We start from the raw sequence: 24127 nt of genomic DNA on the forward strand, positions 1-24127 counted from the left end.
CTGCCGAGCGGACCCGGCCTGCCCAACTCTGGAGGAGCCACTACCTCACGGAGGGGAAGACCATGCCCGAGGTGCGCTCCAAGGACGGCGCCCACATCCACTACGACGACGTGGGCCGTGGGGAGCCCGCGCTGCTCTTCATCCCGGGCTGGTGCACCACCCGGGCCGGCTTCCGTCAGCTCCTCCCCCGCTGCGCCTCCCGCCGCCGCGTCCTCTCCGTGGACCTGCGCGGACATGGCGCGTCCTCGAGTGGTGGCACCGACTTCGACAGCGCCACCGTGCTCGACGACCTGCTCACCGTGGTGAGGACCAGCGGCGCGCGGCGGATTGTCCCCGTGGCCCTGTCGCACGCGGGCTGGTGGGCGCTGGAGCTGCGGCGCGAGCTGGGCGCCGAGCGCGTCCCCCAGCTCGTGCTGCTGGACTGGATTGTCACCGAGCCGCCTCCTCCCTTCCGCGATGCCTTGCAGGCCCTGGTGTCGGACCGCTGGCGGGAGGCCCGTGACGGGCTGTTCGGCATGTGGCTGCAAGGCGTGGAGGACAAGAGCATCATCCGCTTCGTCCGCGAGGACATGGGCTCCTTCGGAGAGGAGATGTGGGCCCGGGCCGCGCGGGAGATTTCCTCCGCCTACGCACGCGAGGGCTCCCCGCTGCGAGCCCTGTCCGCGCTGACGCCGTCCACGCCCACGCTGCACCTGTACTCGCAGCCGGAGTCACACGACTACCTCGAGGGACAGGTGGCCTTCGGCACGCAGAACCCGTGGTTCCACGTGATGAAGCTGCCCGCCGTCAGCCACTTCCCCGCGCTGGAGGTGCCCGACCTCGTGGCCGCCGGCATCGAGGCGCTGGTCTCCGCCCGGGAGACCTACATGAACACCACCCTCGACATGCCGGGCCCCGCGCCGGCCTGACTCCCGGCGGCCCACCCCGCCGCACACCCGAGCACCGACCCCGGCCCGCCCACGCCGGGTTGACGCCTGCGCATGGTCTGTTTATAAGTTGGTCACACAACCAACAAACAAGGCCACCATGCCCCGTCCGTCCAACACCGAGGAGCGCCGCCAGCAGATTGTCGCCGGGCTGCTGAAGGTCATGGCCGAGCGCGGGTACGAGCGCGCCTCGGTGGGGGAAATCGCGAAGGCGGCGGGCCTGAGCCCGGGCCTCGTGCACTACCACTTCAGCGACAAGCAGGAGATTCTGCTCACGCTGGTGGAGCAGCTCGCGTCCCGGGCACGGGAGCGGGTGGCGACGCGGCTCGCGAAGCTGAAGGGCGACGACGCACGGGCCCGGGTGGACGCCTTCATCGACGCGTTCCTCTCCACGGGCGCGGACGCGGCCCCGGAGGCGGTGGCGAGCTGGGTCACCATCAGCGCGGAGGCCATCCGCCAGCCCGAGGTCCGCGCCGCCTACGAGAAGGTGGTGCGCGCGGACCTGGAGCAACTGGAGTCCCTCGTCGCCGCGGTGGTGGGCAGGCGCCGCGCGCGGGCCATCGCCGCGGGCCTCTTCGCCGCGGTGCAGGGCTACTTCGTGCTGTCAGCGAGCTCACCGGGCCTGGTGCCCGCGGGCTCCGCGGCCGGCACGGTGAAGCGCATGGCCGCGGGCCTGCTGGACACGGCGGAAGCGCGGGAGGACGCATGAAGGCCTCGACGAAGCTCGCGCTGCTCTCCAGCCTCTACCTGTCGCAGGGCCTGCCGTTCGGCTTCTTCACCCAGGCGCTGCCCGTGCTGCTGCGCAAGCAGGGATTGTCGCTGCCGGCCATCGGCCTCGCGCACCTGCTCGCGATGCCGTGGGCGCTCAAGTTCCTCTGGGCGCCACTCATGGACCGGCACGGCTCCACGCGGTGGGGACGCCGGCGCGGCTACATCCTCCCCTTGCAGTGCCTGTCCGCGGGGCTGCTGCTCTCGCTCGCGCTCCCGGCGGACGGACTGGACACCCACGTGCTCCTGGCCGCGGTGCTGGGCATCAACCTCCTGGCCGCCACGCAGGACGTGGCCACGGATGGACTGGCCGTGGACCTGCTCGCGCCGGCCGAGCGCGGCTGGGGCAACGGCGTGCAGGTGGCCGCCTACCGCGTGGGCATGATTGTCGGAGGAGGGCTGATGCTCGCCGTCTTCGACGCGGTGGGCTGGCGCCCCACGTTCCTCGTGCTGGGCGCCCTGCTGCTCGCCGCCACCGTGCCCATCGCCCTCTTCCGGGAGCCGCCCTCCGAGCCTCCACCGGCGCAGAGCCTGGGCCTCTCCTGGTGGCTCATACGCCCGGGAGCCGTCGCGTGGCTGACGCTGCTCATCGTCTTCAAGGCGGGCGAGGCCCTGGCCACGGGCATGCTGCGCACCTTCCTCGTGGACTCGGGGCTGACGCTGACGGACATCGGCTGGATGCTCGGAGGCGTGGGCTTCACCGCGGGCCTCCTGGGGGCACTCCTGGGCGGTGGGCTGGTGGTGCGGCTCGGCGGGCGGCGGGCGCTGCTCCTCTTCGGCGCCATCCAGGCCGGAGCGGTGCTGCTGTACGCGCTCGCCGCGCGCGGCGGCCCCGCCTCCCTCCCCATGCTGACGCTCGTCTGCGCCGTGGAGCACGTGGCGAGCGGCATGGCCACCGCCGCCGTCTTCACCGCGATGATGGACGCGTGCCGCCCCGAGCACGCCGCCACGGACTACACCGTGCAGGCCTCGCTGGTGGTGATTGCCACGGGAGGCGCGGCGGCGGTGAGTGGCTTCAGCGCGAAGGCGCTCGGCTACTCCGGACACTTCGCCCTGTCCGCCGCCCTGTGCGTCGCCGGCACCCTGTACGCCGCCCTCACCTTCCACCCGTCCCGGACGCTGGCGCCCGGGGCGGCTCCCGAGGTGTCCTCATGACCATCGCCGTCTACGCCGGCAGCTTCGACCCCGTCACGGCCGGCCACCTGTCCGTCGTCCGTCAGGCCGCGCGCCTCTTCGGCCACGTCGTCGTCGTGGTGGCCGTCAACCCCAGCAAGCAGTACCTGCTGTCCACCGACGAGCGCATGGCCCTCCTGCGCGAGGCCGTGCGGCTCCACCCCAACGTCACCGTGGCCCGCACGGAGGGGCTCATCGTGGACTTCGCGCGGGAGATTGGCGCCAGCGTGCTGCTGCGCGGGGTGCGCGGCGCCACCGACGCCCAGTTCGAGACGGAGCTGGCGCACAACAACCGCGCGCTGGCCCCGGAACTGTCCACCCTCTTCCTCCCCGCCGAGGCCCACCTGGCCGAGGTGAGCAGCAGCGGACTCAAGGAGCGCGTCTCGCGCGGCGAGGACGTTTCGGCCTTCTGCCCGCCCGCCGTCGCGGCGAAGCTGCGGGAACGACTCGCACCCTCCGCCCGGAGCCCTCGGCCATGAGCCTGTCCTTCGTCACCCTCGGCGTCGGTGATGCATTCTCCGCCCTGCACTACTCCTCGTGCCTCGCCGTGGAGGCCGAGGGGCAGGTGCTGCTGGTGGACTGCCCGCACCCCATCCGGAAGATGATGCGCGAGGCCTCCGAGTCCTCCGGCGTGCCGCTCGACGTGGACCGCGTCAGCGCCGTGGCCCTCACCCACCTGCACGCGGACCACGCGTCCGGACTGGAGGGCCTGGGCTACTTCTCCTTCTTCGTGCTCAAGAAGAAGCTGGAGGTGCTCACCCACCCCGCCGTGGCGGAGCGACTCTGGGACGGGCACCTGGCCGCCGGCATGGAGTGCCTCATCCAGCGCAAGGGCGCGGAGCCCGACGACAAGCACTTCGAGGACTACTTCGAGCACACGCCGCTCTCCACCGAGGCCGCCGTGCGGCACGGGCCGTTCCTCATCGAGAGCCGGATGACGTACCACCACGTGCCCACCACCGCGCTGCGCATCCACGCGGGGGGCCGGTGCCTGGGCTACAGCGCCGACACCGCCTTCGACGAGGGCCTCATCGAATGGCTCTCGGAGGCGGACCTGATGATTCACGAGACGAACTACGGCGTGCACACGCCCTACGAGAAGCTCGCGGCGCTGCCCGCGGAGCTGCGCGCCCGGATGCGGCTCATCCACTACCCGGACGACTTCGACACCGGCGCGAGCGTCATCGAACCGCTCGCGCAGGGCCGCCGCTACCACGTGTGAGCAACGGCGCCCCACCCCGGAATGGGAGGGGCGCCGCTCCCCTCACGCGCTACTGCGAGAAGATGACGAGGGAGTACGGCCCGATTCTGACGTTGGCGTTGTAGCCCATGCCATCCTTGGCTCCGCCGTTGGCCGTGATGTTGAACGTCTGCGTGTTCCCGAAGTCGGACGAGTACACGTTCGCGTCGCTGTTGAAGCGCGCGTACCAGGTGCCGCCGCGCGGGAAGCCCACGTTGTAGCTGTCGAAGTAGGTGTTGCTGAAGTTGGCCACGATGACCACGTCATCGCCCCCGCCACCGTTCTCCCAGCGGTGGTAGGCAATCACCTTGTTGGTGTTGTTGACGTGGTGGACGTTGACGTTGCCGCCGCGCAGACCGCGGGTGTTGTTGAACCAGTTGCGGCGCAGGCGGATGAGGTCTCGGTACAGCGTGCGGATGCCGCTGTAGGTGGTGTTCTTGTTCCAGTCGAGCGGGTCGGAGTCCTGGAAGTAGCCGTCCTCGAGGAACTCCTGGCCCTGGAACATCATGGGGATGCCGGGCGAGGTGAAGGCGATGCCCGCGGCGAGCGTGGAGCGCTTCTTGGCCGCCCAGCTCCCGGCGTTGCCCGGCCAGATCTCCTCCGGCACGCGCGCATGGCCGTTGGCCACCTCGTCGTGGCTCTCCGTGTAGATGATGCGCGCGGTGTGCCGCCCGCTGAAGCGCTGGGTGATGGCGTCGCGCACCGCGTACATGTTCCGGTTCGCGTCGTTCTGCTCGATGACCGCCGCGCGGACGGGGTGCACGAACTCGCCCGCCCACTGCGCGTCGAAGTCGGCGCCACCCGCGATGTCGGACGAGGAGGCGTTGGTGATGGCGTCACCCGCGCCGAAGTCCTCGGCGATGCTGATCTTCCACGGCTGGTTGGCGTTGATCTCCCGGTTGATGGACCGGAACACGCGCCAACCATCGGGGATGTCGGTGGAGTCGCTGCCGTTCTGCGTGCGGATGTACTTGGTGGCGTCCCAGCGCAGGCCGTCGCCACGGAACGCGTGCGTCAGGCTCATCATCGAGTCGCGGATGTACGCGCGGACCTCGGCGCGGCCGTAGTCAGGGCGCGTATCGCCCCACGGCGTGCTCTTGCGCCAGTCGGTGTAGAAGTACTCGCCGCCCGAGCCCTGGCAGTCGCCGCTGAAGCACCACATGGGCAGGTCGCTGGGGCCGTAGTGGTTGTGCACCACGTCGAAGATGACGCCGATGCCGCGGTAGTGCGCCTCGTCCACGAAGCGCTTCATGTCGTTGGGGTGCCCGTAGGCGCTCTCAGGGGCGAACGGGAAGGCCGCGTTGTAGCCCCAGGAGAAGTCACCGGCGAACTCGTACGCCGGCATGACCTGGATCATGTTGATGCCCAGGTCCTTCAGGTGGTCCAGCTTGGCAATCGCGCTGTTCCAGTTGCCGGGACCCCAGCCGGGCGAGTCGTTGAACGTGCCAACGTGCATCTCGTAGATGACCATCTCGTTGAAGCCCGGGCTGCCGTACTGCTGGGCGTTCCAGTAGTACTCGCCGTGGTCATAGATGATGCTGGCGCCCGTGGAGTTCTCCTGCCACGCCGCGCGCGGGTCCGCGCGCCACGAGTCACCGTCCCACTGGTTGCGCGTGACGAACTTGTACTTCTGGCCCTTCACCGCGCCCGCGACGTCGCCGGAGAAGTTGCCGTTGAACTCGTTGCCCAGCTCGATCCAGCCCCAGCTGCTGAAGTCGCCCGCCACGAACACCTTCTTGGCGAAGGGTGCCCAGACACGGAACGTGGTGCCGCCCGCGTAGACCGTCGCGCCCATGCCGGGACGCGTCGAAGCGCTGAGCTGCTGGACGACCTGCCCTGTCTCCTCACCGGAGCCCTGCTGCGTCTCGAGCGCGGACTCACCACAGCCGACCATCCAGCCGGCCAGTAGCAATGCACTCCACCTGTTGCGGAACCGCATGATGATGACCTCCCTTGGTTGCTGGCCGTCCTAGCAACCAGAGTGAAGTCCACGCAAACTCAGGATGTCCCGCTTCTGTAACTTTCCAATATGCCGCACCGCATCAACCCTCATCGAATCGCCACCGCGTTGCAGCATGCCCGCACGAAAAGTGAAGGCGCGGGTGCTCGCGTTCGACTCCCGACTGCGCTACTCCCGCAGTGAGATTGCGGGGCGCCACGCAAGCGCCTCCCGGAGAGAGAGCCGAGATGAAGACGACGACAGCGCCGGCCCGACGCGGGGCCCTGCTCCTGCCGCTCGCGTTGGCCGTCGTGCTGGCCGCGGGCTCCGCCTCGGGGGCTCAGCCCTCCGCGCCCGCCGCTCCGGTGCGGGTGACGCTGTTGCACCTGGCGGACGTGTACCAGGTGCAGCCCGTGGAGGAGGGCCGTCGGGGTGGGCTCGCCCGGGTGGCCACCCTGCGCCGGCAGGCGCTGAAGGAGTCGCCGAACGTGGTGACGGTGCTGGGGGGCGACACGCTGTCACCCTCGGTGGAATCGCTGCTGAACGTGGACGGCAAGGCGCTCAAGGGCCGGCAGATGGTGGACGCGTGGAACGCGCTCGGCCTGGACTACGCGGTGCTGGGCAACCACGAGTTCGACTTCGGCGACGAGGTGCTGCGCGAGCGCATCCGCGAGTCGCGCTTCACGTGGCTGGGCGCCAACGTGGAGGACTCGAAGGCGGGCGGCCTCTTCGCGGGCGTGAAGGCGTACGACGTGCGCGAGGTGGGCGGCGTGAAGCTGGGCTTCTTCGGCGTGGTGCTGGAGGAGACGAAGACGTCGACCAAGGCGGGGCCGGACACCCGGTTCACGGACTTCTGCGAGGCGTCGAAGCGCGCGGTGGCGAAGCTGCGCGAGGCGGGGGCGACGGTGGTGGTGGGGCTGACGCACCTGCCGCTGGAGCAGGACCGCGCGCTCGCGAAGTGCGTGAAGGTGGAGGCGCTGCTGGGTGGACATGACCACGTGGGCGCGGAGGACCGCTCCACGGGGACGCCCATCTTCAAGGTGGCGGCGGACGCGGTGGAACTGGGCCGGCTCACGCTGGACGTGGACGCGGCGACGGGCGCGCTGCGCAAGGCCACGTGGAAGCGGCTGCCCGTCACACGCAAGGTGCCGGAGGACAAGGAGTTCAACGAGGCCATGAAGGCCTACGACGCGCTGTTCGCCCGGCTCTCCGAGCGCGTGGGCCGCACGCCGGTGTCGCTGGAGGCGCGCGCCGGGGAGGTGCGCACGCGGGAGACGAACCTGGGCTCCTTCGTGGCGGATGCCTTCCGCGCGGCGGCGGGCGCGGACGTGGCGCTGGTCAACGGGGGCGCGCTGCGCGCGGACATGGTGATGCCGGCGGGGGCGATGACCCGGCGCGATTTGCACGCCATCCTCCCGTACGAGGACGCACTGGTGGTGGTGGAGGTGAAGGGGGCCACGCTGCGGGCGGCGCTGGAGAACGGCGTCAGCCTGGCCCGGGAGGACGCGAAGCCGGGCCGCTTCCCGCAGGTGTCCGGAATGCGCTTCACCTACGACCCGGCCCGGCCCGCGGGAGACCGCGTGGTGGACGTGAAGGTGGGCGGCAAGCCGCTGGACGCGGAGGCCACGTACCGGCTGGCCACACTGAGCTTCCTCGCCAGCGGCAAGGACGGCTACGAGATGCTGAAGGGCCTGCCCTCCACGCCCGCGCTGGCGGACGGGCGCACGCCGCTGGACGTGCTGGCGGAGGCGTTGCGCTCCGGCAAGCCCGCACCACGCCCGAAGGCGGAGGGGCGCATTGCACGCCTCGGCCCCGGCTCGCTGGCGAAGGACGCGCGCCGGCCTCCGGCGCCGCTCAAGTAGCGCCTCGGCACGGGCCCGGCCACAGCGCTGCGAGGAAGCGCGTCATCCGCCGGCACCACGCAAGGAGCGCGCCGGCCGTGCCGGGAGTCCCGCACACCGCACCATGACGCGCCTCATCCGTCGGCGCTGCTCCAGTGGCACTCACGGCGCCGTCCACCCGCGCCACCGGTACACCACGCGCCCCGCCAGCTCGCGCAGCACGTCCGTGCTCTGGCTGAGGTTGCCCGCGCGCGGAAGCCAGCTCATCCGCCGCAGCGGCGTGGACGAGGCACGCACGTCCACCGGCAGCGTGTCCGCCCGCAGGCCCACCGCCGCGTAGCACCCGGCGGCGCGCGGCATGTGCGCGGCGCTCGTCACCAGCAGCAGCGTCTTCCACCCCTGCTCGCGGACGATGCGCTCGGACTCCAGCGCGTTCTCCCGCGTGTTGCGGCTGCGCCCCTCGGTGAAGATGCGCTCCGCCGGAATCCCCCACGCCTGGAGCTGCCGGGACAGCACGTCCGCCTCCACCACCGCCTCGGGCCTCGGGTCCAGCGAGCCGCCGGAGATGAGCACCCGTTGCGCCCTCCCCTCCTTCAGCAGCTCGAAGCCGCGCAGCACCCGCTCGGGCGCGGCGTTGTACTCGGGCCGGCCGGAGCGCTCGGTGGCGGCCGGGTCCAACCCTCCGCCCAGCACGATGACGGCGTCATACGTCACGTCCGGCCGGAAGGTGGACACCGCGCCCGCCTCCACCGCGCGCATCAGCGCCGTCGCCACCGCGTCCGTGGAGAACACGTAGAGCACCAACAGGCCCAGCGCGCTCAGCACCCGCGCCCGCCTCCGCACCACCATCCCGGCCACCAGGAACAGCAGCGCCCAGGACAACGGCGACAGGAAGATGTCGAGCACCTTCGACAGGAAGAGGAACACGGCGCCCCGTCTAGCGCTCGCCCCAGTGGAGCTTCTGCCGGAGGATGGAGAAGTAGGCCACCCTCGGGTTGCGCACCAGGTTGACGCGGTTGGGCGAGCGCACCACCTCGATGCAGTCCCCGCCCTGGAGCCCGTGGCCCGTCTGCCCGTCCAGCGTGAGGTACGTATCCGCCGTCTCGCTGCGCAGCGTGATGCGAATCACCCGGTCCGCCGGCACGACGATGGAGCGCTGGGTGAGCGCGTGCGAGCAGATGGGCGACAGCACCGTGCAGTCCACCGATGGGTGGACGATGGGCCCGCCCGCCGACAGCGAGTACGCCGTGGAGCCCGTGGGCGTGGCGAGGATGACGCCGTCCGCCTTGTAGGTCGTAATCGGCACCCCGTCGATGGACGTCTCGTGGTCGGCGATGCGCGCCAGCGCGCCCTTGTTGATGACCACGTCGTTGAGGATTTCGTCCTCGACGAGCGTGCGTCCCCCTCGGACGAGCCGGCAGGTGAGCTTCATCCGCGAGTCCATCTGGAAGCGCCCCGCCAGCACCGACTCCAGGGTGCTGAAGAGCTCCTCCACGGGAATCTCGGTCATGAAGCCGAGGCTGCCCAGGTTGACGCCGAGGATGGGCACCCCGCGTCCCCCCAACATCCGGGCCGCGTAGATGAGGGTGCCGTCACCGCCCAGCACCACCACCAGGTCCGCCCGGGACGCCAGCTCCCGGTCCTCCACCCGCGGCCAGCCGAGCACATGCGCCAGCGAGCGGTCCCCCAGCACCGTCAGGTGCGGGTAGCGCTCCCGAAGCTGCGCCGCGAGGGCCGCCGCCTCGGGCTTGTCCTTCTTCGCGACGATTGCCAGGGTCTGCACGCGAACCCGCGTTCTAGTCCAGGCGGCCCTCCGGGCGCTCCCCCGAAATGCCGGGGTGCCCTCCCGCCGACACAGTTCCCCGCGCGCCCGCCGCTTCTACACCCCCTCCCGGAACGGGGAGGAGGCGGAGCTGGCGGAGCGCCACGAGGCCATTCAACGCCAGCTCGCGGAGCAAAACCCCCGCGAGCCGGGCGAGGAGGGCTCAAAGCCCTCCCTGGGGCTACTTCAGGACGCCGCCTCCATGGCGTCGCCCTCGTCCACCTTGGCCTGGCGCGGCTTCATGGAGCGGCCGGCCACCTCGTACTGCTTGAGCAGGCGACGGAAGTTGGAGCGGTCCACGCCCGCGGCGCGCGCCGCGCTGGACACGTTCTGGTTGTTCTTCTCCAGCAGCGCGGAGAGGTAGCGCCGCTCGAAGGCGCGCATCGCCAGGCGCTTGGCCTGGGCGTACGGCAGGTGCGCCAGGCTGAACACCTCCACCGTCGAGTCGGCCTGCGGCGCCGCCTGGAAGCCCGGGGGCAGGTCCTCCACGTCGATGATGTCGTTGGACGTCAGCACCACCGCGCGCTCGATGACGTTCTCCAGCTCGCGCACGTTGCCCGTCCACCGGTTGCAGGTGAGGGCCTCCATGGCGCGCGGCGAAATTCCCGTCACCTTCTTGTCCGCCTTGGCCGCGTACAGCTTGAGGAAGTGGTGCGCCAGGAGCGGCACGTCCTCGGGGCGGTCGCGCAGCGGCGGCAGGTCGATGGTGATGACGTTGAGGCGGTAGAAGAGGTCCTCGCGGAACTTGCCCTGCTCCTTCGCGCGGGACAGGTCCACGTGGGTGGCGGCGATGACGCGCACGTCCACCTTCACCGGGTCATTGGCGCCCACGCGCTTGACCTCGCCCTCCTGCAGCACGCGCAAGAGGCGCACCTGGGTGGCGGGGGGCACGTCGCCAATCTCGTCCAGGAAGATGGTGCCGCCGTCGGCCGCCTCGAAGAGGCCCTTCTTGTTGCCGGTGGCGCCGGTGAAGCTGCCCTTCACGTGGCCGAACAGCTCGCTCTCCAGCAGCGTCTCCGTCAGCGCCGAGCAGTTGACGGCGACGAAGGGCTTGTCCTTGCGCGAGCTGCGGTAGTGGATGGCGCGCGCCACCAGCTCCTTGCCCGTGCCGCTCTCACCCTGGATGAGCACCGTGGCCGTGGAGTGGCTCACCGTCTCCACCAGCTTGAAGACGGAGCGCATCTGCGTGGACTGGCCGATGAGGTCCTCGAACTGGCTGCGCGCGGTGAGCGCCTCCTCCAGCGCGCGGGTGCGGTCCTTGAGCGCCTTGCGCTCGGCCGCCTTGGCCACCGTGAGGCTCACCTCGTCGATGTTCTCGAAGGGCTTGGTGAGGTAGTCGTACGCGCCCGCCTTCACCGCCTCCACCGCCGTCTCCACGGTGGCGAAGGCCGTCATCATGATGACCTCCACGTCCGGGCGCTCGGCCTTGATGCCGCGCAAGAGGTCCATGCCGGACAGGTTGGGCATCTTGATGTCGAGGACGACCACGTCGATGGTCGGGTCCTTCGCCGCCGTCAGGCCCTCCACCGCGTCGTCAATGGCCACCACGGGGTGGCCCTCGCGCTGGAGAATCTGCGTCACGGCCTTGAGGACGACGGAGTCATCATCCACGACGAGGACTTTGGCGCGCTTGACTTGATTCACGGCAACCTCTCGAGCTGCAGGGGAATGGGCAGGAAGACGGTGAAGCGGGAGCCTTGGCCGACCTGGGTGTCCACGTGGAAGCTGCCCCCGTGGTCCTGGACGATGCGGTAGGCGATGGACAGGCCCAGGCCGGTGCCCTCACCGGGGGCCTTGGTCGTGAACGAGGGCTCGAAGATGCGCGGCAGGTGGCGCTCCTCGATTCCCGTGCCGGTGTCGGCCACGGCGAAGTAGCAGCGGTCCCCCTCGCGCCCCGTCACCAGCGACAACCGCCCCTCCGGCTTCGGCAGCGCCTGGAGGCCGTTCTGCAGGAGGTTGAGCACCACCTGCGCGAGCTGGCCCGGGTCGCCGTACACCTTGGGCAGCCCGTCCGTCAGCCCCAGCGACAGCTCCACCTTCGGCGTCGCCTTGAGCTGCGCGCGGAACAGCACCGCAGCGTCCTCCACGCACTTCGACAAGTCGAAGAGCCGCCGGTCCTCCACGCGGCTGTGCCGGCTGAACTTCAGCAGGCTCTCCACAATCCGCTTGCAGCGCAGCGCGCTCTCTTCAATCAGCTTGAGCGACTCCAAATCGGAGGCGCTGCGGCCCGCGTCGCGCGACATGAGCTGCGCGAAGGCGAGGATGCCGCCCAGCGGGTTGTTGATTTCGTGCGCCACGCCCCCGGCGAGCTGGCCCACCGCCGCCATCTTCTCCGTCTCGATGAGGCGGCGCGTAATCGACTGCTCCTCGGTGACGTCCCGGTAGGTGCACACCACCCGGTCGTCCCCCGCCATGGGGTAGGCGGCCACGACGTAGGTGCGCCCGGCCTGCTGCACCTCGCCCCGCGCGCCCTTGCCGCTCTCCACCGCCGCCGGCAGCGGGCAGCCCGTGCACGGCTCGTTGCGGCCGAAGAGGTAGCGGAAGCAGGCCGTGTCGGACGGAATCTCCTCGATGGAGCGGCCGGCCACGCGCGCATACGCGAGGTTGGCGCGGCGCACGGCGAAGTCCCGCGCGCGCACCACGCACAGCGGCGTCTCCATGCAGTCGAAGGACAGCTCCCACTCGCGCTTGGCCTGGCTGAGCATCCGCGTGCGCTGCGCGACGCGCTCCTCCAGGTCCGCGTTGAGCAGCTTGAGCTCCGCGTTCTGCTCCTGCGTCACCCGGTACAGCCGCTCGTTCTCCGTCTGGAGCGCGTACTGCTCGAAGGCGCTCTTCACCGTCAGCACCAGGTGGCTGTCGTTCCAGGGCTTGGAGATGAAGCGGAAGATTTCGGAGCGGTTGATGGCCTCCTCAATCGCCTGCTGGTCCGCCTGGCCCGTCAGCATGATGCGCTGGGCGCGCGGCTCCTGCTGCTTCACGTGGGTGAGGAACTCCACCCCGTTCATCCCCGGCATCCGGAAGTCGGAGATGACGACCTCGGGGTGGAACCGCTCCAGCGTCCGCAGCCCCTGCTCCGCGTCCGTCGCCGTCTCGATGTCCCAATCCCCCCGCCGCAGTACCCGGCGGATGGACTTGAGGATGTTCTCCTCGTCATCCACCAACAGCAGCCGCCCACGGGGGGCGGTGTCCTGCGACTGGAGCTGTGCGGCTTGGGGACCCATGGATTCTTTCTGCCTCACGACAATTGCAATGGCCCTGCCAATGGCCGTTGCGAGCCAAACTCCTGGAATCACGGGAGTTAACGCTCTCGTGCGCCAAGAAGTCGTGAGTCAGAATAGACCCTCCCCCACCAAATGGGTCAACATGAACCCAGGGTGATTGACCCGGGTCAGCCGCCCTGGGAGGGAGGGGGCGGGAAGGGCGGCATCTGGGAGTGCAGGCAGATGCGGTCTCTCCCCTCGTGCTTGGCCCGGTAGAGGGCCTCGTCGGCGGTGAGCAGGAGCTGCTCGGGGGTGAGGACGGAGCGGTGGGGGAAGCTGGACACCCCGAGGGAGGCCGTCACACGCAGGCAGCCGTCCGGGCCCACGCGCAGGGCGCGCAGCTCGCGGCGCACCCGCTCCGCGACGGTGAGGGCGCCGGTGAGGTGGGTGCGCGGCAGCAGCACCGCGAACTCCTCTCCCCCGTAGCGGGCCACCAGGTCCGTCTCGCGCACGCCGCGCTGGAGCGCGCCCGCCACCTCGCGCAGCACCCCGTCCCCGGCCGCGTGGCCGTGCTGGTCATTCACACTCTTGAAGTGGTCCAGGTCCAGGAGGATGAGGGACAGCGCGTCGTCGTAGCGCTGGGCGCGGCGGAACTCGTCGCGCAGCCGCTCCTGGAAGTGGCGGTGGTTGTGGACGCCGGTGAGCCCGTCCGTCGAGGACAGCCGCTGCAGCTCTCCCACCTGGGTGGCCAGCGCCTCCATCCGGGCCTGGAGGGCGAGGCAGCGGCGCACCCGCGCGGCCAGCTCGTCCGCGTCCCATGGGTCAAAAACAACCTCAGCGCCGCGACGCAGGGCCTCCAGCCAGGTCTCCCGTGGCTCCGGGGGAGCCAGGACGAGCACCGGGGGGCCGGGCGGGTTGTCGCTGGAAAGCAGCCGGTCGAGCAGCGCCAGGGTTCCGGAAGCCTCCTCACCCGGGCAGAGCACCACCAGGGCGACCTCCCGGGCCAGCCGGGGTACCTCCGCCCCATGGGAAGTGACTCGGAGGGCGAAGTCCTCCGGCCCCAGCGCACGGGCCAACCTCGGCAGCGTCAGTTGCGAATCATCCACGACCAGCAGGGTGTAGGGCCTGACGTTCACAGTGTCCCCGCAAAATGTTGCCTATACGGTATCACACCGGTAATCCGGGGTGCGACCCCCCGTCGTTGATTGCTGCTGGGAGCTTTGCTACCGAGGCCCGTCCACTCCTGCACGTTACGCCGCCGAGGTCGCCCGTGGGTAAGTACCCGAGTATCAGCCTCTTCTTCCCCGCCTGGAACGAGGAGGACTACGTCGAGCGCGCGGTGAGCCGGGCGCTCGAGGTCCTGCCCAGGCTGACCGACGACTTCGAAATCATCATCGTCAACGACGCGTCCACGGACCGGACGCGCGAAATCTGCGAGGCGCTGGCGCAAAAGGTGCCGCAGCTCCGGGTCATCCACCACCCCGTCAACCTCAAGCTGGGCGGAGCCATGCGCACGGGCCTGGCGGCGTCGACGAAGGACATCGTCGTCTACTCGGACGTGGACCTTCCCTGGGACATGCGCGAGCTGGAGCGGGCCCTGCACCTGATGGAGTACCTGGAGGCGGACATGATCTGCGCCTTCCGGTTCGACCGCACCAGCGAGGGCCCCAAGCGCATCGTCTACTCGTTCGTCTACAACCTGCTCATCCGCGCGCTGTTCGACATCCAGATAAAGGACGTCAACTTCAGCTTCAAGGTGATGCACCGCCGGGTGCTGGAGGCCATGGAGCTGCACAGCCAGGGCTCGTTCATCGACGCCGAGCTGGTGGTGAAGGCCATCCGCAAGGGCTTCCGCGTGTTCCAGATGGGCGTGGACTACTTCCCCCGCACGCGCGGCATCTCCACGCTGGCGTCGCCCTCCGTCATCGTGAAGATGGTGAAGGAGCTGGTGCGGCTGTACCCGGAGACGCGCTCGCCGCCGTCGCCGGTGCAGCCGGTGCGGCTGCCTCCGTCGGTGCAGCAGCTCCACGCGGCGCCCCCGGGGCGCGCGGCGCGGGGATGAGGACTGGCGTGGCGCGCTCCCTCACGCGCCTGGTGGTGAACGCGGACGACCTGGGGCTGCACCCCGCCCTGGACGCGGGCATCCTCCGGGCGCACCGCGAAGGCATCGTCACCAGCGCCACCCTGCTGGCCATGGGCCCCACGGCCCCCGAGGCCGCCGCGCGCGCGCGCGCCCAGGGGCTGGCGGTGGGGCTGCACCTCGCGCTGTCCACGCGGCTGCCCCCGGCCGCGCCCGTGCACGCGGTGCCCTCGGTGGCGCCGGGTGGACGGCTGCGGGGCAACTGGGCGGAGTTCGCGAAGGCGTGGCTGTCCGGGGCCGTGCGGCGCGAGGAGGTGGAGGTGGAGCTGGCCTCACAGCTGAAGCGGGCGCGGGAGCTGGGCGTGGAGGTGGACCACCTGGACGGGCACCAGCACCTGCACCTGCTACCGGGCGTGCGTCCGGTGGTGGAGGCGCTGGCCGCGCGCGAGCGGCTGCCGCTGCGGTGGCCGGATGCGTTGCCGACGATGAAGTGGCTGCGGGCCCCCGGGCCGGCGGTGAAGGCGGCGGTGCTGTCGGTGCTGGCACGCGTGCCGCCGTGGAGCGCGCCGGGCGTGCGCCGGGTGAGCGCGGGCGGCGTATTCGAAGCGGGCCGGCTGGACGAGGCCGCGCTGATGGATGCGCTGGACGCGCTGCCGGCGGGGGACTTCGAGCTGGGGTGTCACCCGGGTGAAGGCACGCCGCATGTGCCCGAGGACCCGGCGTGGACCTATGGCTGGCAGGCGGAGCTGGACGCGCTCACGAGCCCGAGGGTGAAGGCGCGGCTGCGCGAGCGCGGCATCGAGCTGCACACCTACGGCAGCCTCGCCTCCGCGACGTAGAGCACATGGGGCGTGGTGTAGCCGCGGCCCAGCTCCACCACTTCCTCCACGTTGAAGCCCGCGTCCGCCAGGAGCCGCAGCATCTCCCCGCGCGGCTTGAGCGCCATGCCCCCGCTGGCCTTCGTACGCCCGAGCAGCGACACCATCACCCACTCCTGCGCCAGCGCCTTGCGGTGCTTCCAGGAGCCGTCGCCCTCCACCTCCTTCAGCAGGAAGCGCCCGCCGGGCTTGAGCAAGCCATGCACGGTACGCAGGAAGGCGGGCCACTTCTCCTCGGGCAGCAGGTAGAGCACGTCGCACACCACCGCCGCGTCGAAGGAGCCCGGGGCCTCCGTGGCGAGCGTCTCCTCCACGGTGCCCTCCGCGAGCCGGACGTTGGGCAGCCTCGCGAGCGCGCTCCGCGCCCAGGCCACCTTGCGCGGGTCCGGGTCCACGCCACGCACCGTGCGCTTCGGGTCGGCCAGCGCCAGCACCGCGGAAAGCAGCCCGTGCCCGCAGCCGATGTCCGCCACCGTGCCGCCGGGCGTCCGCACGGCCACGTCCATCAGCGGCGCGGAGAAGGCCCGCGCGTGCACGTGGAAGCGCTCGGTGGGAGGAAGGTCGGAGTACAGCGCCAGTGCCTGCTGAATGAGCGCGCTCATGAGATGTAGTAGTCCGCGCCGAAGGCCCAGGAGAGGACGAGCACGGAGACGGCGCCCACGGCCAGCGACGCCCGGAGCACCCGGGGCCGCTGCCGCAGGAGCATCGCGGCGGTGAGGAAGACGGGGAAGGCGGACAGGAGATAGCGCCCCATGCCCATGAAGTCCTTCGTGGACCACGCGGGCAGGCCGACAATCGCCAGCACGTAGAGGGCGTAGCCCCACCCCAGCAGCTTCCGGGTGGGCCACACCAGCGCCAGGGCCAGCAGCGTGAAGAAGGCATGCGCGGCCAGGCGGAACGCCTCGCGCTTGTCCGTGGGCGAGAGGATGACGCGCTCGAACCAGCTCACCTTCAGCCACGTGTGCCAGCCGGGGTTCTGGTCCCAGCCCGCGGCGCCCTGCACCTTCACGAAGGCGAAGGGGTCCCCGAACTTGTGCCAGAGGAAGAGCATGTAGCAACCGAAGCCCAGCCCCGCGAGCACGGGCAGGAAGTCCACCGCGGTCCACTTCTCGCCCCGCGCGTGCTTCCACTCCAGCCGGCGCGCCAGCAGGCCCAGCACCACCGCGGGGGCCACGGGCCGCGCCGCCGTGGCCACCGCCGCCACCAGCACCGCCGGCACCAGCAGCCCGCGCTCCAGCAGCAGGAAGGCGGACACCACCAGCAGGACGAACAGCGCGTCCGAGTACATGGCGCCGTAGAAGTAGAAGGTGAACGGGTAGCAGGCCATCAGCAGCCCGGCCTTCAGCGCGGTGTCGTCATCGGTGAGGCGGCGGGCCCACCGTGAGAACATCACCAGCGCCAGCGGGCCGCACAGCAGGGTGATGAGGACACCGGCCTGGTACACATTGGGCCCGAGCGTCTCCACCGCGCGAATGAGCATCGGGTAGAGCGGGAAGAAGGCCACCGAGCTCTGCTGCCCGGGGGTGAACTGGTAGCCCTCCTGGGCAATCCGCATGTACCAGCTCGAGTCCCACGCCACCCAACCCATGGTGACGTACTCGTCCAGCCGGACGACGGGGTTCTGCGGATTCTTGTGGAAGAAGCGCCAGGCCCCGGCCGCGGCGGCGGCGCTGCACAGGACGACGGCGACCAGGGTGACGAGGGCGATGCTGCGGGACGCGGAGCGGGCCATTCGGCCGGCAGGCTTGGTCCAGAACGCCGCCCCGGTCAAGCCCGGGAACCCGCGCGTGACGCGAAGGCTCCCGAGCCGGTGGGAGGCGTCAGCGCGGGTAGAACGTCTTGCCCGCCTTCACCATCTCCACCAGGTGCGGCGCGGGCGTGAAGCGCTCGCCGAGCTTGTCGTGGTAGTGCTCCAGCTTGCGCAGCACCTCGGCGGGGCCGCGGCTGTCCACGTAGCGGAGCGGGCCGCCCAGGAACGGCGGGAAGCCCAGGCCGAAGATGGCGCCCACGTCGCCGTCACGCGGGCTGCGGAGGATGCCCTCGCCCATGCAGCGCACGGCCTCGTTCACCATCTGCAGCACCAGCCGCTCCGCCATCTCCTCGCGGTCGAACGACTTGCGGTCCCTGCCGTGCGGCAGGAGGTTGTAGACGGTGGTGTCCACCTCCTTCTTCTTCCCGTTCTCGTACAGGTAGAAGCCCTTCTGCGTCTTGCGGCCCAGGCGGCCCTCGGTGACGACGTGCTCCAGCGCCCTGGGCGCCGCCATGCGCTTGCCGAACGCGGCCTCCATGATGGGGCCCACCTTCTGCGCCACGTCGATGCCCACCTCGTCCAGGAGGGTAATCGGGCCCACCGGGAAGCCGAAGTCCACGAGCGCCTTGTCCAGCTCCGCGATGTCCGCGCCCTCGGCCAGCAGGTACGCCGCCTCGTTCATGTACGGCGCGAGGATGCGCGAGGTGTAGAAGCCCGGCCCGTCGTTGACGACGATGACCGTCTTGCCCTGCTTGCGCCCCACCTCCACGCAGGTGGCCGTCACCCACTCGGCGGTGCCCGGGTGGGTGATGATCTCCAGCAGCGGCATCTTGTTCACCGGGCTGAAGTAGTGCATCCCGATGACCTGCGAGGGCCGCTTGCTGCCCTTGGCCAGCTCCGAAATCGGGATGCTGGACGTGTTGGACGCGAAGATGCAGTGCTCGCCGGTGACGGCCTCCACCTCGGCGATGATGCGGTGCTTGAGCTTCAGGTCCTCGAACACCGCCTCGATGACGAGGTCCGCCGACTTGAAGCCGCTGTAGTCGGTGCCCGCGGTGACGAGCGCCATCTTCGCCGCCGCCTCGCGGTGCGTCAGCGAGCGCTTCTTCGTGCGCTCATCCAGGATGGACTGCACCTGCTTGAGCGCGCGGCGCACGCCGTCGTCATCCTTGTCCTTCACGCGCACGGGCACGCCCTGGAGCGCGCTGGCCACGTAGGCGATGCCGCCGCCCATCAGCCCGCCGCCCAGCACCGCCACCTTCTTCACCTCGCGCGCCTTCACGCTCGGGTTGGAGGTGCCGTTCTCCTTCTTCAGCGCCGTCGTGGCGAAGAAGATTTCCACCAGCCGCTTGGAGACGTCGGACATCACCAGCTCGCCGAAGGCCTTCGCCTCGGCCTCCTGGCCCGCCTTGTGCCCGGACTCCAGGCCCACGCGGATGACCTGGAGCGCCCTCTCCGGCGCCGGGTAGCGGCCGCGCGTCTTCTTCAGGAGCTGCTTGCGCGCCTCGTCGAAGACGAGCTTGCGGCCCAGCGGGTTGTCCTCCAGCGCCACCTCGGCCCACAGCTCCTTGTTGGCCAGGCCCTGGAAGAAGCCCGCCAGCCCTTTCTTCTTGCCGCCCTCGACCACCGCCTTGAGGCCCTGGCCGTGCTTGCGCTCCACCTTCAGCGTGCCCGCGGCCAGCTCCCGCGCGCGCTGGAGGGACAGCTTGCGCAGGATCGGCACCGGCACCACCTCGTCCACCACGCCCAGCTTCTTCGCCTTGGAGGGCTTGAGGCTCTTGCCGGTGAGGATGAGGTCCAGCGCCGCCTGCACGCCGATGAGCGCGGGCAGCCGCTGGGTGCCGCCGGCGCCCGGAATCAGGCCGAGCTGCACCTCCGGCAGGCCCAGCGACGTCTTGGGGCTGTCCGTGGCGATGCGGTAGTCACACGCCAGCGCCCACTCCAGGCCGCCGCCCAGGCACGCGCCGTGGATGGCCGCGACGACGGGCTTGGGGAAGGCGTCCAGCCGGTCGAAGCCCTCCTGCCCGTTACGGCTGATGGCGGTGGCCTCCTCCGCCGTCTTGATGGTCTGCAGGAAGTCGATTTTGGCCCCGGCGACGAAGGTGTCCTTCTTGCCGGAGATGAAGACCACGGCCTTCACCTCGGACTCCCGCTCCGCGCGCGTCATCAGCCGGGAGAAGGCCTCGCCCGTCTCCGGCGACAGCGTGTTCACCGGCGAGTCCGGCAGGTCGTACGTGATGACGGCGACGCCGTCCTCCACCTGGTAGGAGAAGCCCTGCTTCGCCTCGAGCTCTTCAAGCTTGATGGCCATCACGCACGCTCCAGGACCACCGCGGCCCCCAGGCCGCCGGCGGCGCAGACGGTGCACAGCACCGTGTTCTTGTTCCGACGCTTCAGCTCGTTGAGGGCCTGGGTGACGAGGCGCGCCCCCGTGGCACCGAAGGGGTGGCCGATGGCGATGGAGCCACCCGTCACGTTCAGCCGCTCGCGGTCCACCTCGCCCACCGGCGCGCTCCAGCCCGCCTTCTTCGCGAACTCCCTGGACGCCAGCGCCTGGAGGTTGCTCGCCACCTGCGCGGCGAACGCCTCGTGCATCTCCACCAGGTCGATGTCCGCCAGCGTCATGCCCGCCCGCTTCAGCGCGGTGGGCACCGCGTACACCGGGCCCTGGAGGAGCTGGTCCCCCGGGTCCGTCGCGGCGTAGGCGTGCGCGCGCAGGTAGCCCAGCGGCTCATGGCCCAGCGCCTTCGCGCGCTCCTCGCTCATCAGCAGCAGCGCCGCGGCGCCGTCGGTGAGCGGCGAGGCGTTGCCCGCCGTAATCGTGCCGTACTTCCGGTCGAACACCGGCTTGAGCTGACCCAGGGCCTCCACGCTGGTGTCGTCGCGGACGATGTTGTCCTTCGCGGCGGTCTGCTCGTACTTCGGCGGCACGGGGACGTGCATCACCTCGTTGTCGAACAGGCCCTCCTTCCACGCGCGCGCCGCGTTGCGGTGCGAGTTGTAGGCGATGCGGTCCTGCTCCTCGCGAGAGATGCCGTTCTCCTTGGCCATCTTCTCCGCGCTCTCGCCCATCGTCATGCCGGTGGAGAACTCGGCGATGGCGGGGGGCACCGGCAGCAAGTCCTTGGCCTTGAGCCGCTGGAAGGGCTTGAGCTTCTCCGGCAGCGAGCGCCCCTTGGAGGCCGCCACCAGCGCCTGCGCCAGCGGACGGCTGGTGAAGATGGGGGCGTCCGACATGCACTCGGTGCCGCCGGCGATGACGACTTCCGCCTCGCCCACGGCGATGGCGTTGGCCGCCGTCGTCATGGCCTGGATGGAGGTGGCGCAGGCGCGCGCCACCGTGAAGGCCTCAATCTTGCGCGGCAGGCCCGCGGCGATGACCACCTCGCGGGCGATGGACGGGGCCGTCAGCGTGGGGATGACCTGACCGAACACCACCTGGTCGATGGCGCCCGGGTCGATGTCCGTCCGCTGCACCAGCTCCTGGACCACCATGCGTCCGAGGTCCAGCGCGGTAAGCCCCGAAAAGACGGAGCCTGCCTTCACGAAGGGGGTCCGCAAGCCGCGGACGATGGCCACCCTCGGGCGGCCGTTGCGCTTCTCGCTTGCCATGTGTCCCTCACTTCCTGCTGCGTCAATGAAGCCCATCTAACGGGCCGCGATGCGCCGCGTCAATCGCCCGTTGATTCAAGAGTCAACCGCTGGGCGAAAGGCGCCCCCTCCCTTGCCCGCACCAGGACAGAGCGGACAGGATGGGAATTCCACCATGAGCCCAGGCGCACTCCCCAGGCGGCACGGCGTACGTGGAGCGGCCCTGGCCGCCCTCGCGGGTCTGCTGCTGTGCACCCTGCCAGCCGGCGTCCGGGCCCAGCAGGTGCGCCTGAACTTCCAGGAGCGTGGCGACGAGGCCTTCCTCGCCCCCCAGGCGGTCCACACCAACACCGAGTTCACCGGGACGCCGGGGGTGCTCCAGGTGCGCCAGTGGAGCCCCGACGAGCGCGCGGCCTTCCCGAACCTGACGGGCAACACGCTGCGGATGCGCCTGGACGAGGCGGCGGCCGTGCCCGGGAACACGCTCCAGTGCCTGCCGGCGACGCCGGGGCTGACACCTTTGCTGGAGGGCCTTGGCGCCAGTGACGCCCGGAACGTGACGGGGGTGCTGGGCAACGGGCTGGACCTGCCGCCGGGCCGGAACACCCATGTGCGCCTCGTGTCCGGAGGCGTGGACCTGGCCAGCAACGCGGGCGCCATGACGCTGATGACGTGGCTGCGCCCCGATACCCAGCTGGACACCGCCTCCTTCGCGGACGTCATCAACGTGGGCGGAAGCGGAGGGACGCGGCTGGGCTTCTCCATCCGTGGGGGCGATGGGCTGCGGGCCTGGGCCGAAGCGCCGGATGCCGCCGTGGACCCGCTGACCACCTCCATCCAGGTGCCCTGGGCACCGGGCGTGTGGCGGCTGGTCGCCACGGTGTTCGAGCTGTCCCCGGCCAACCGGGTGAGCTTCTACCTGGATGGGCGGCTGCTGGGCGTCTCCCCCATGCCCTTCTCCGCCGCGGCGACGAGCGCCGCGCTGTCGGACCGGGCCGCGCTGGGCAGCAACGAGGCCTACAGCGGCAGCTACTTCGAGGGAGCGCTCGATGAGCCCTCCATCTGGAAGCGGGCGCTGCCGGCGGAGGAAATCCGCCGCCTCTGGCGCAGGCAGAGCGGCCCCTACGGCGGCGGAGAGCCGTCCCTGTTCGTCTCGCGCGTCCTCGACTCGGGCGGGCCCCGCGTGCGGTGGGACACGCTGGGGTGGAAGCCGCGCGCGCCCGCGGGCAAGGGCCTGCCGGACGAGGGAATCACGGAGACGGGCTACACCGAGAGCAACGTCTCCATGGCGGACAACGTGCTGCTGCTGCACGCGGATGGCACGGGGGCGCTGGTTGACGGCGCGACGGTGCCGGATGCTTCGGGGCGAGGCCATGCGGCAACCTTCACCGCGCCGGACGGGATACCGGGCGGGTACGTCCAGGGCCGCGTCGGAGAGGGACTGGCGCTCCCGAGGCAGGGCTACCTGACGGTGGGCGGAGACGCGGCCCCGGACTTCGCCTTCGCCCGGGGGGACTTCACGTGGGCGGCCTGGGTGAAGACGACGTCCTGCCAGGGCAACAACCTCGTCGTGATGGGCGCCGAGGGCTCCAGTGGCAATCCCCATGTGTGGATGGGCGGAGGCTGCGAGGCCCTGTGCCCGGACGGCCGGGGCTGGTGGGTGGTGCGGGACAGCACCGGCGACTTCGCGAGCGTCTGCCACCCCATCCGGCTGGATGACGGTGAGTGGCACCACCTGGTGGGAGTGAAGCAGGGCCGGAACCCGGTCACGCTGACGCTGTACGTGGATGGAGAGCCGCTGTCGGTGACACACGACTACGCGGGCGACTTCAGCTTCGACCAGCGGCCGCTGCTCGGACAGTTTCCGGGGATGGGCTTCCCCACCGAGGCGGCGGTGGACGAGGTGGCCATCTGGCGCCGGGCGCTCTCCGCGCAGGAGGCGCGCGACGTATGGCGGCGTGGGGGCACGCGGCTGAAGCTCCAGGTGCGCACCTGCGACGAGCCCGGCTGCGCGGGCGTGCCCTTCGTGGGTCCGGATGGCACGGCGGCCACGTTCTTCTCGGAGGCCACCCACGGCTCGGACGACCGCCCACCGGACCTCGGTCCGCTCGGACAGGCCGGGGCGCGGCCCGGGCGGTACATCCAGTATGCCGTCACCCTGGAGACGGACAGCTCCCGGGACACGCCGGGCCTGACGGAAGTCACCGTGCTGGGCCTCAACTCCGCGCCCATCGCCATGCCGGACGCGTACGAGACCGCGAGCAACAAGACACTCCAGGTGGAGGCCCCGGGGGTGCTCGGCAACGACGTGGATGACGAAGGCGGCCCGCTGCATGCGTTGCTGCTCGTGGGCCCGATACGCGGCACGTTGCAACTCGGAGAGGACGGGTCTTTCCAGTACACGCCGGACCCGGGCTTCACCGGGACGGACCGCTTCCGCTACCGGGCGAGCGACGGCGCACTGGACTCTGTCCAGGTGGAGGTCGTCCTCACGGTGAGCGCCATGCCAGGCGCGCCACGCATCGAGCGCCCCGCCGCGAACGAGGTGCTGCACACGCGCACGCCGGAGTTCGAGGGCACCGCGGACCCGGGCATCGAGGTGGAACTCGTGGTGGACGACACGGTGCTGGGCCGCACCACCGCGGGCGCTCAGGGCCGCTGGCGTTACGCGGTGACACCGGAGCAGGCGCTCACGATGGGAGGCCACCGCGCGGTGGCCTACGCCGTGGGCGTGACGCAGCTTCGCAGCGCCCCATCCAACGAGGTGCCCTTCGTCATCCAGCCCCGCGAGCTGGACGTCACGGGCTGCGGGTGCGGCGGCACGGGCGGCGGACACGCGGCCGTGGGGCTCGCGTGGCTGGCCCTGATGGCGTGGATGCCCGCACGCGTGAGGCGTGCCCGCCACACGCGCTGAGCCTG

At 70.6% G+C, this 24127-nt stretch carries 19 protein-coding genes; 9 read left to right on the forward strand and 10 right to left on the reverse strand.

The genetic code is table 11. From position 1 onward, the window contains the following. Window positions 1–62: 62 nt before the first annotated feature. The 5 genes from K8638_RS09830 to K8638_RS09850 all read left to right on the forward strand — a co-directional run bounded on the left by K8638_RS09830 (window position 63) and on the right by K8638_RS09850 (window position 4089). Window positions 63–908 (forward strand): alpha/beta fold hydrolase, encoded by an 846-nt coding sequence (locus K8638_RS09830; RefSeq protein ID WP_223754192.1) that lies wholly within the window; start codon window positions 63–65, stop codon window positions 906–908. 118 nt (window positions 909–1026) lie between these two features. After that, window positions 1027–1635: a TetR family transcriptional regulator gene (locus tag K8638_RS09835; protein ID WP_223754193.1), complete on the forward strand. Its 609-nt coding sequence runs from the start codon at window positions 1027–1029 to the stop codon at window positions 1633–1635. After that, window positions 1632–2849, forward strand: coding sequence for an MFS transporter (locus K8638_RS09840; protein ID WP_223754194.1), 1218 nt, complete (start codon window positions 1632–1634; stop codon window positions 2847–2849). Before K8638_RS09835 ends, K8638_RS09840 begins: the two co-directional genes overlap by 4 nt. Continuing rightward, the gene (gene coaD, locus K8638_RS09845; RefSeq protein ID WP_223754195.1) at window positions 2846–3346 is read left to right on the forward strand and encodes a pantetheine-phosphate adenylyltransferase; all 501 of its coding nucleotides are present in this window, start codon (window positions 2846–2848) and stop codon (window positions 3344–3346) included. Before K8638_RS09840 ends, coaD begins: the two co-directional genes overlap by 4 nt. Beyond that, window positions 3343–4089 carry an MBL fold metallo-hydrolase gene (locus tag K8638_RS09850; RefSeq protein WP_223754196.1) on the forward strand — a complete coding sequence of 249 codons (747 nt, stop codon included), beginning with the start codon at window positions 3343–3345 and terminating at the stop codon, window positions 4087–4089. The genes coaD and K8638_RS09850 overlap by 4 nt, the downstream gene beginning before the upstream one ends. A gap of 49 nt (window positions 4090–4138) precedes the next feature. On the opposite strand, the gene K8638_RS09855 is transcribed toward K8638_RS09850, so the two are convergent. Further along, window positions 4139–6046 (reverse strand): alpha-amylase family glycosyl hydrolase, encoded by a 1908-nt coding sequence (locus tag K8638_RS09855; protein ID WP_223754197.1) that lies wholly within the window; start codon window positions 6044–6046, stop codon window positions 4139–4141. A 248-nt stretch (window positions 6047–6294) separates the two neighbouring features. Here K8638_RS09855 and K8638_RS09860 point away from each other — a divergent pair, with 248 nt between their 5' ends. After that, on the forward strand, window positions 6295–7908 hold the full coding sequence (locus K8638_RS09860; protein ID WP_223754198.1) for a bifunctional UDP-sugar hydrolase/5'-nucleotidase: 1614 nt from the start codon (window positions 6295–6297) through the stop codon (window positions 7906–7908). Window positions 7909–8049: 141 nt separating this feature from the next. Here K8638_RS09860 and K8638_RS09865 read toward each other — a convergent pair whose 3' ends face one another. The 5 genes from K8638_RS09865 to K8638_RS09885 form a co-directional block, all read right to left on the reverse strand. After that, window positions 8050–8814, reverse strand: a complete 765-nt coding sequence (locus K8638_RS09865) for a YdcF family protein (RefSeq protein WP_223754199.1) — start codon at window positions 8812–8814, stop codon at window positions 8050–8052. A gap of 10 nt (window positions 8815–8824) precedes the next feature. Next, window positions 8825–9670: an NAD(+)/NADH kinase gene (locus K8638_RS09870; protein WP_223754200.1), complete on the reverse strand. Its 846-nt coding sequence runs from the start codon at window positions 9668–9670 to the stop codon at window positions 8825–8827. Window positions 9671–9895: 225 nt separating this feature from the next. Beyond that, window positions 9896–11353: a sigma-54 dependent transcriptional regulator gene (locus tag K8638_RS09875; protein WP_223754201.1), complete on the reverse strand. Its 1458-nt coding sequence runs from the start codon at window positions 11351–11353 to the stop codon at window positions 9896–9898. After that, window positions 11350–12930, reverse strand: a complete 1581-nt coding sequence (locus tag K8638_RS09880) for an ATP-binding protein (protein WP_223754202.1) — start codon at window positions 12928–12930, stop codon at window positions 11350–11352. The genes K8638_RS09875 and K8638_RS09880 overlap by 4 nt, the downstream gene beginning before the upstream one ends. A 167-nt stretch (window positions 12931–13097) precedes the next feature. Beyond that, window positions 13098–14045 carry a diguanylate cyclase gene (locus tag K8638_RS09885; RefSeq protein WP_223754203.1) on the reverse strand — a complete coding sequence of 316 codons (948 nt, stop codon included), beginning with the start codon at window positions 14043–14045 and terminating at the stop codon, window positions 13098–13100. A 134-nt stretch (window positions 14046–14179) separates the two neighbouring features. On the opposite strand from K8638_RS09885, the gene K8638_RS09890 reads away from it, so the two are divergent. Beyond that, the gene (locus K8638_RS09890) at window positions 14180–14971 is read left to right on the forward strand and encodes a glycosyltransferase family 2 protein (protein WP_223754204.1); all 792 of its coding nucleotides are present in this window, start codon (window positions 14180–14182) and stop codon (window positions 14969–14971) included. An 8-nt stretch (window positions 14972–14979) separates the two neighbouring features. Then, window positions 14980–15828, forward strand: a complete 849-nt coding sequence (locus K8638_RS09895) for a ChbG/HpnK family deacetylase (RefSeq protein ID WP_223754205.1) — start codon at window positions 14980–14982, stop codon at window positions 15826–15828. Here the strand turns inward: K8638_RS09895 and K8638_RS09900 are convergent. The 4 genes from K8638_RS09900 to fadI form a co-directional block, all read right to left on the reverse strand. Then, window positions 15801–16469: a bifunctional 2-polyprenyl-6-hydroxyphenol methylase/3-demethylubiquinol 3-O-methyltransferase UbiG gene (locus tag K8638_RS09900; protein WP_223754206.1), complete on the reverse strand. Its 669-nt coding sequence runs from the start codon at window positions 16467–16469 to the stop codon at window positions 15801–15803. The two genes, K8638_RS09895 and K8638_RS09900, sit on opposite strands and share 28 nt — an antisense overlap. Beyond that, on the reverse strand, window positions 16466–17599 hold the full coding sequence (locus K8638_RS09905; RefSeq protein ID WP_223754207.1) for a mannosyltransferase family protein: 1134 nt from the start codon (window positions 17597–17599) through the stop codon (window positions 16466–16468). The genes K8638_RS09900 and K8638_RS09905 overlap by 4 nt, the downstream gene beginning before the upstream one ends. Before the next feature lie 88 nt (window positions 17600–17687). Then, entirely contained in the window at window positions 17688–19928 is a 2241-nt protein-coding gene (gene fadJ, locus K8638_RS09910) for a fatty acid oxidation complex subunit alpha FadJ (RefSeq protein WP_223754208.1), read from the reverse strand. Next, window positions 19928–21229 (reverse strand): acetyl-CoA C-acyltransferase FadI, encoded by a 1302-nt coding sequence (gene fadI, locus K8638_RS09915; RefSeq protein ID WP_223754209.1) that lies wholly within the window; start codon window positions 21227–21229, stop codon window positions 19928–19930. The genes fadJ and fadI overlap by 1 nt, the downstream gene beginning before the upstream one ends. Window positions 21230–21383: 154 nt before the next feature. On the opposite strand from fadI, the gene K8638_RS09920 reads away from it, so the two are divergent. Next, a complete protein-coding gene (locus K8638_RS09920) occupies window positions 21384–24122 on the forward strand; it encodes a LamG-like jellyroll fold domain-containing protein (RefSeq protein ID WP_223754210.1) in 2739 nt (912 codons plus the stop codon). Window positions 24123–24127: the final 5 nt, after the last annotated feature.

The sequence above is a fragment of the Myxococcus sp. RHSTA-1-4 genome (assembly GCF_020037125.1).
In the GTDB taxonomy this organism is placed as follows: domain Bacteria; phylum Myxococcota; class Myxococcia; order Myxococcales; family Myxococcaceae; genus Myxococcus.

What these genes read in the sequence shown, in the direction of transcription:
- K8638_RS09830 (WP_223754192.1), top strand. Translation starts at nt 63, where the DNA reads ATGCCCGAGGTGCGCTCCAAGGACGGCGCCCACATCCACTACGACGAC.
- K8638_RS09835 (WP_223754193.1), top strand. Translation starts at nt 1,027, where the DNA reads ATGCCCCGTCCGTCCAACACCGAGGAGCGCCGCCAGCAGATTGTCGCC.
- K8638_RS09840 (WP_223754194.1), top strand. Translation starts at nt 1,632, where the DNA reads ATGAAGGCCTCGACGAAGCTCGCGCTGCTCTCCAGCCTCTACCTGTCG.
- coaD (WP_223754195.1), top strand. Translation starts at nt 2,846, where the DNA reads ATGACCATCGCCGTCTACGCCGGCAGCTTCGACCCCGTCACGGCCGGC.
- K8638_RS09850 (WP_223754196.1), top strand. Translation starts at nt 3,343, where the DNA reads ATGAGCCTGTCCTTCGTCACCCTCGGCGTCGGTGATGCATTCTCCGCC.
- K8638_RS09855 (WP_223754197.1), bottom strand. Translation starts at nt 6,046, where the DNA reads ATGCGGTTCCGCAACAGGTGGAGTGCATTGCTACTGGCCGGCTGGATG.
- K8638_RS09860 (WP_223754198.1), top strand. Translation starts at nt 6,295, where the DNA reads ATGAAGACGACGACAGCGCCGGCCCGACGCGGGGCCCTGCTCCTGCCG.
- K8638_RS09880 (WP_223754202.1), bottom strand. Translation starts at nt 12,930, where the DNA reads ATGGGTCCCCAAGCCGCACAGCTCCAGTCGCAGGACACCGCCCCCCGT.
- K8638_RS09900 (WP_223754206.1), bottom strand. Translation starts at nt 16,469, where the DNA reads ATGAGCGCGCTCATTCAGCAGGCACTGGCGCTGTACTCCGACCTTCCT.
- K8638_RS09905 (WP_223754207.1), bottom strand. Translation starts at nt 17,599, where the DNA reads ATGGCCCGCTCCGCGTCCCGCAGCATCGCCCTCGTCACCCTGGTCGCC.
- fadJ (WP_223754208.1), bottom strand. Translation starts at nt 19,928, where the DNA reads ATGGCCATCAAGCTTGAAGAGCTCGAGGCGAAGCAGGGCTTCTCCTAC.
- fadI (WP_223754209.1), bottom strand. Translation starts at nt 21,229, where the DNA reads ATGGCAAGCGAGAAGCGCAACGGCCGCCCGAGGGTGGCCATCGTCCGC.
- K8638_RS09920 (WP_223754210.1), top strand. Translation starts at nt 21,384, where the DNA reads ATGAGCCCAGGCGCACTCCCCAGGCGGCACGGCGTACGTGGAGCGGCC.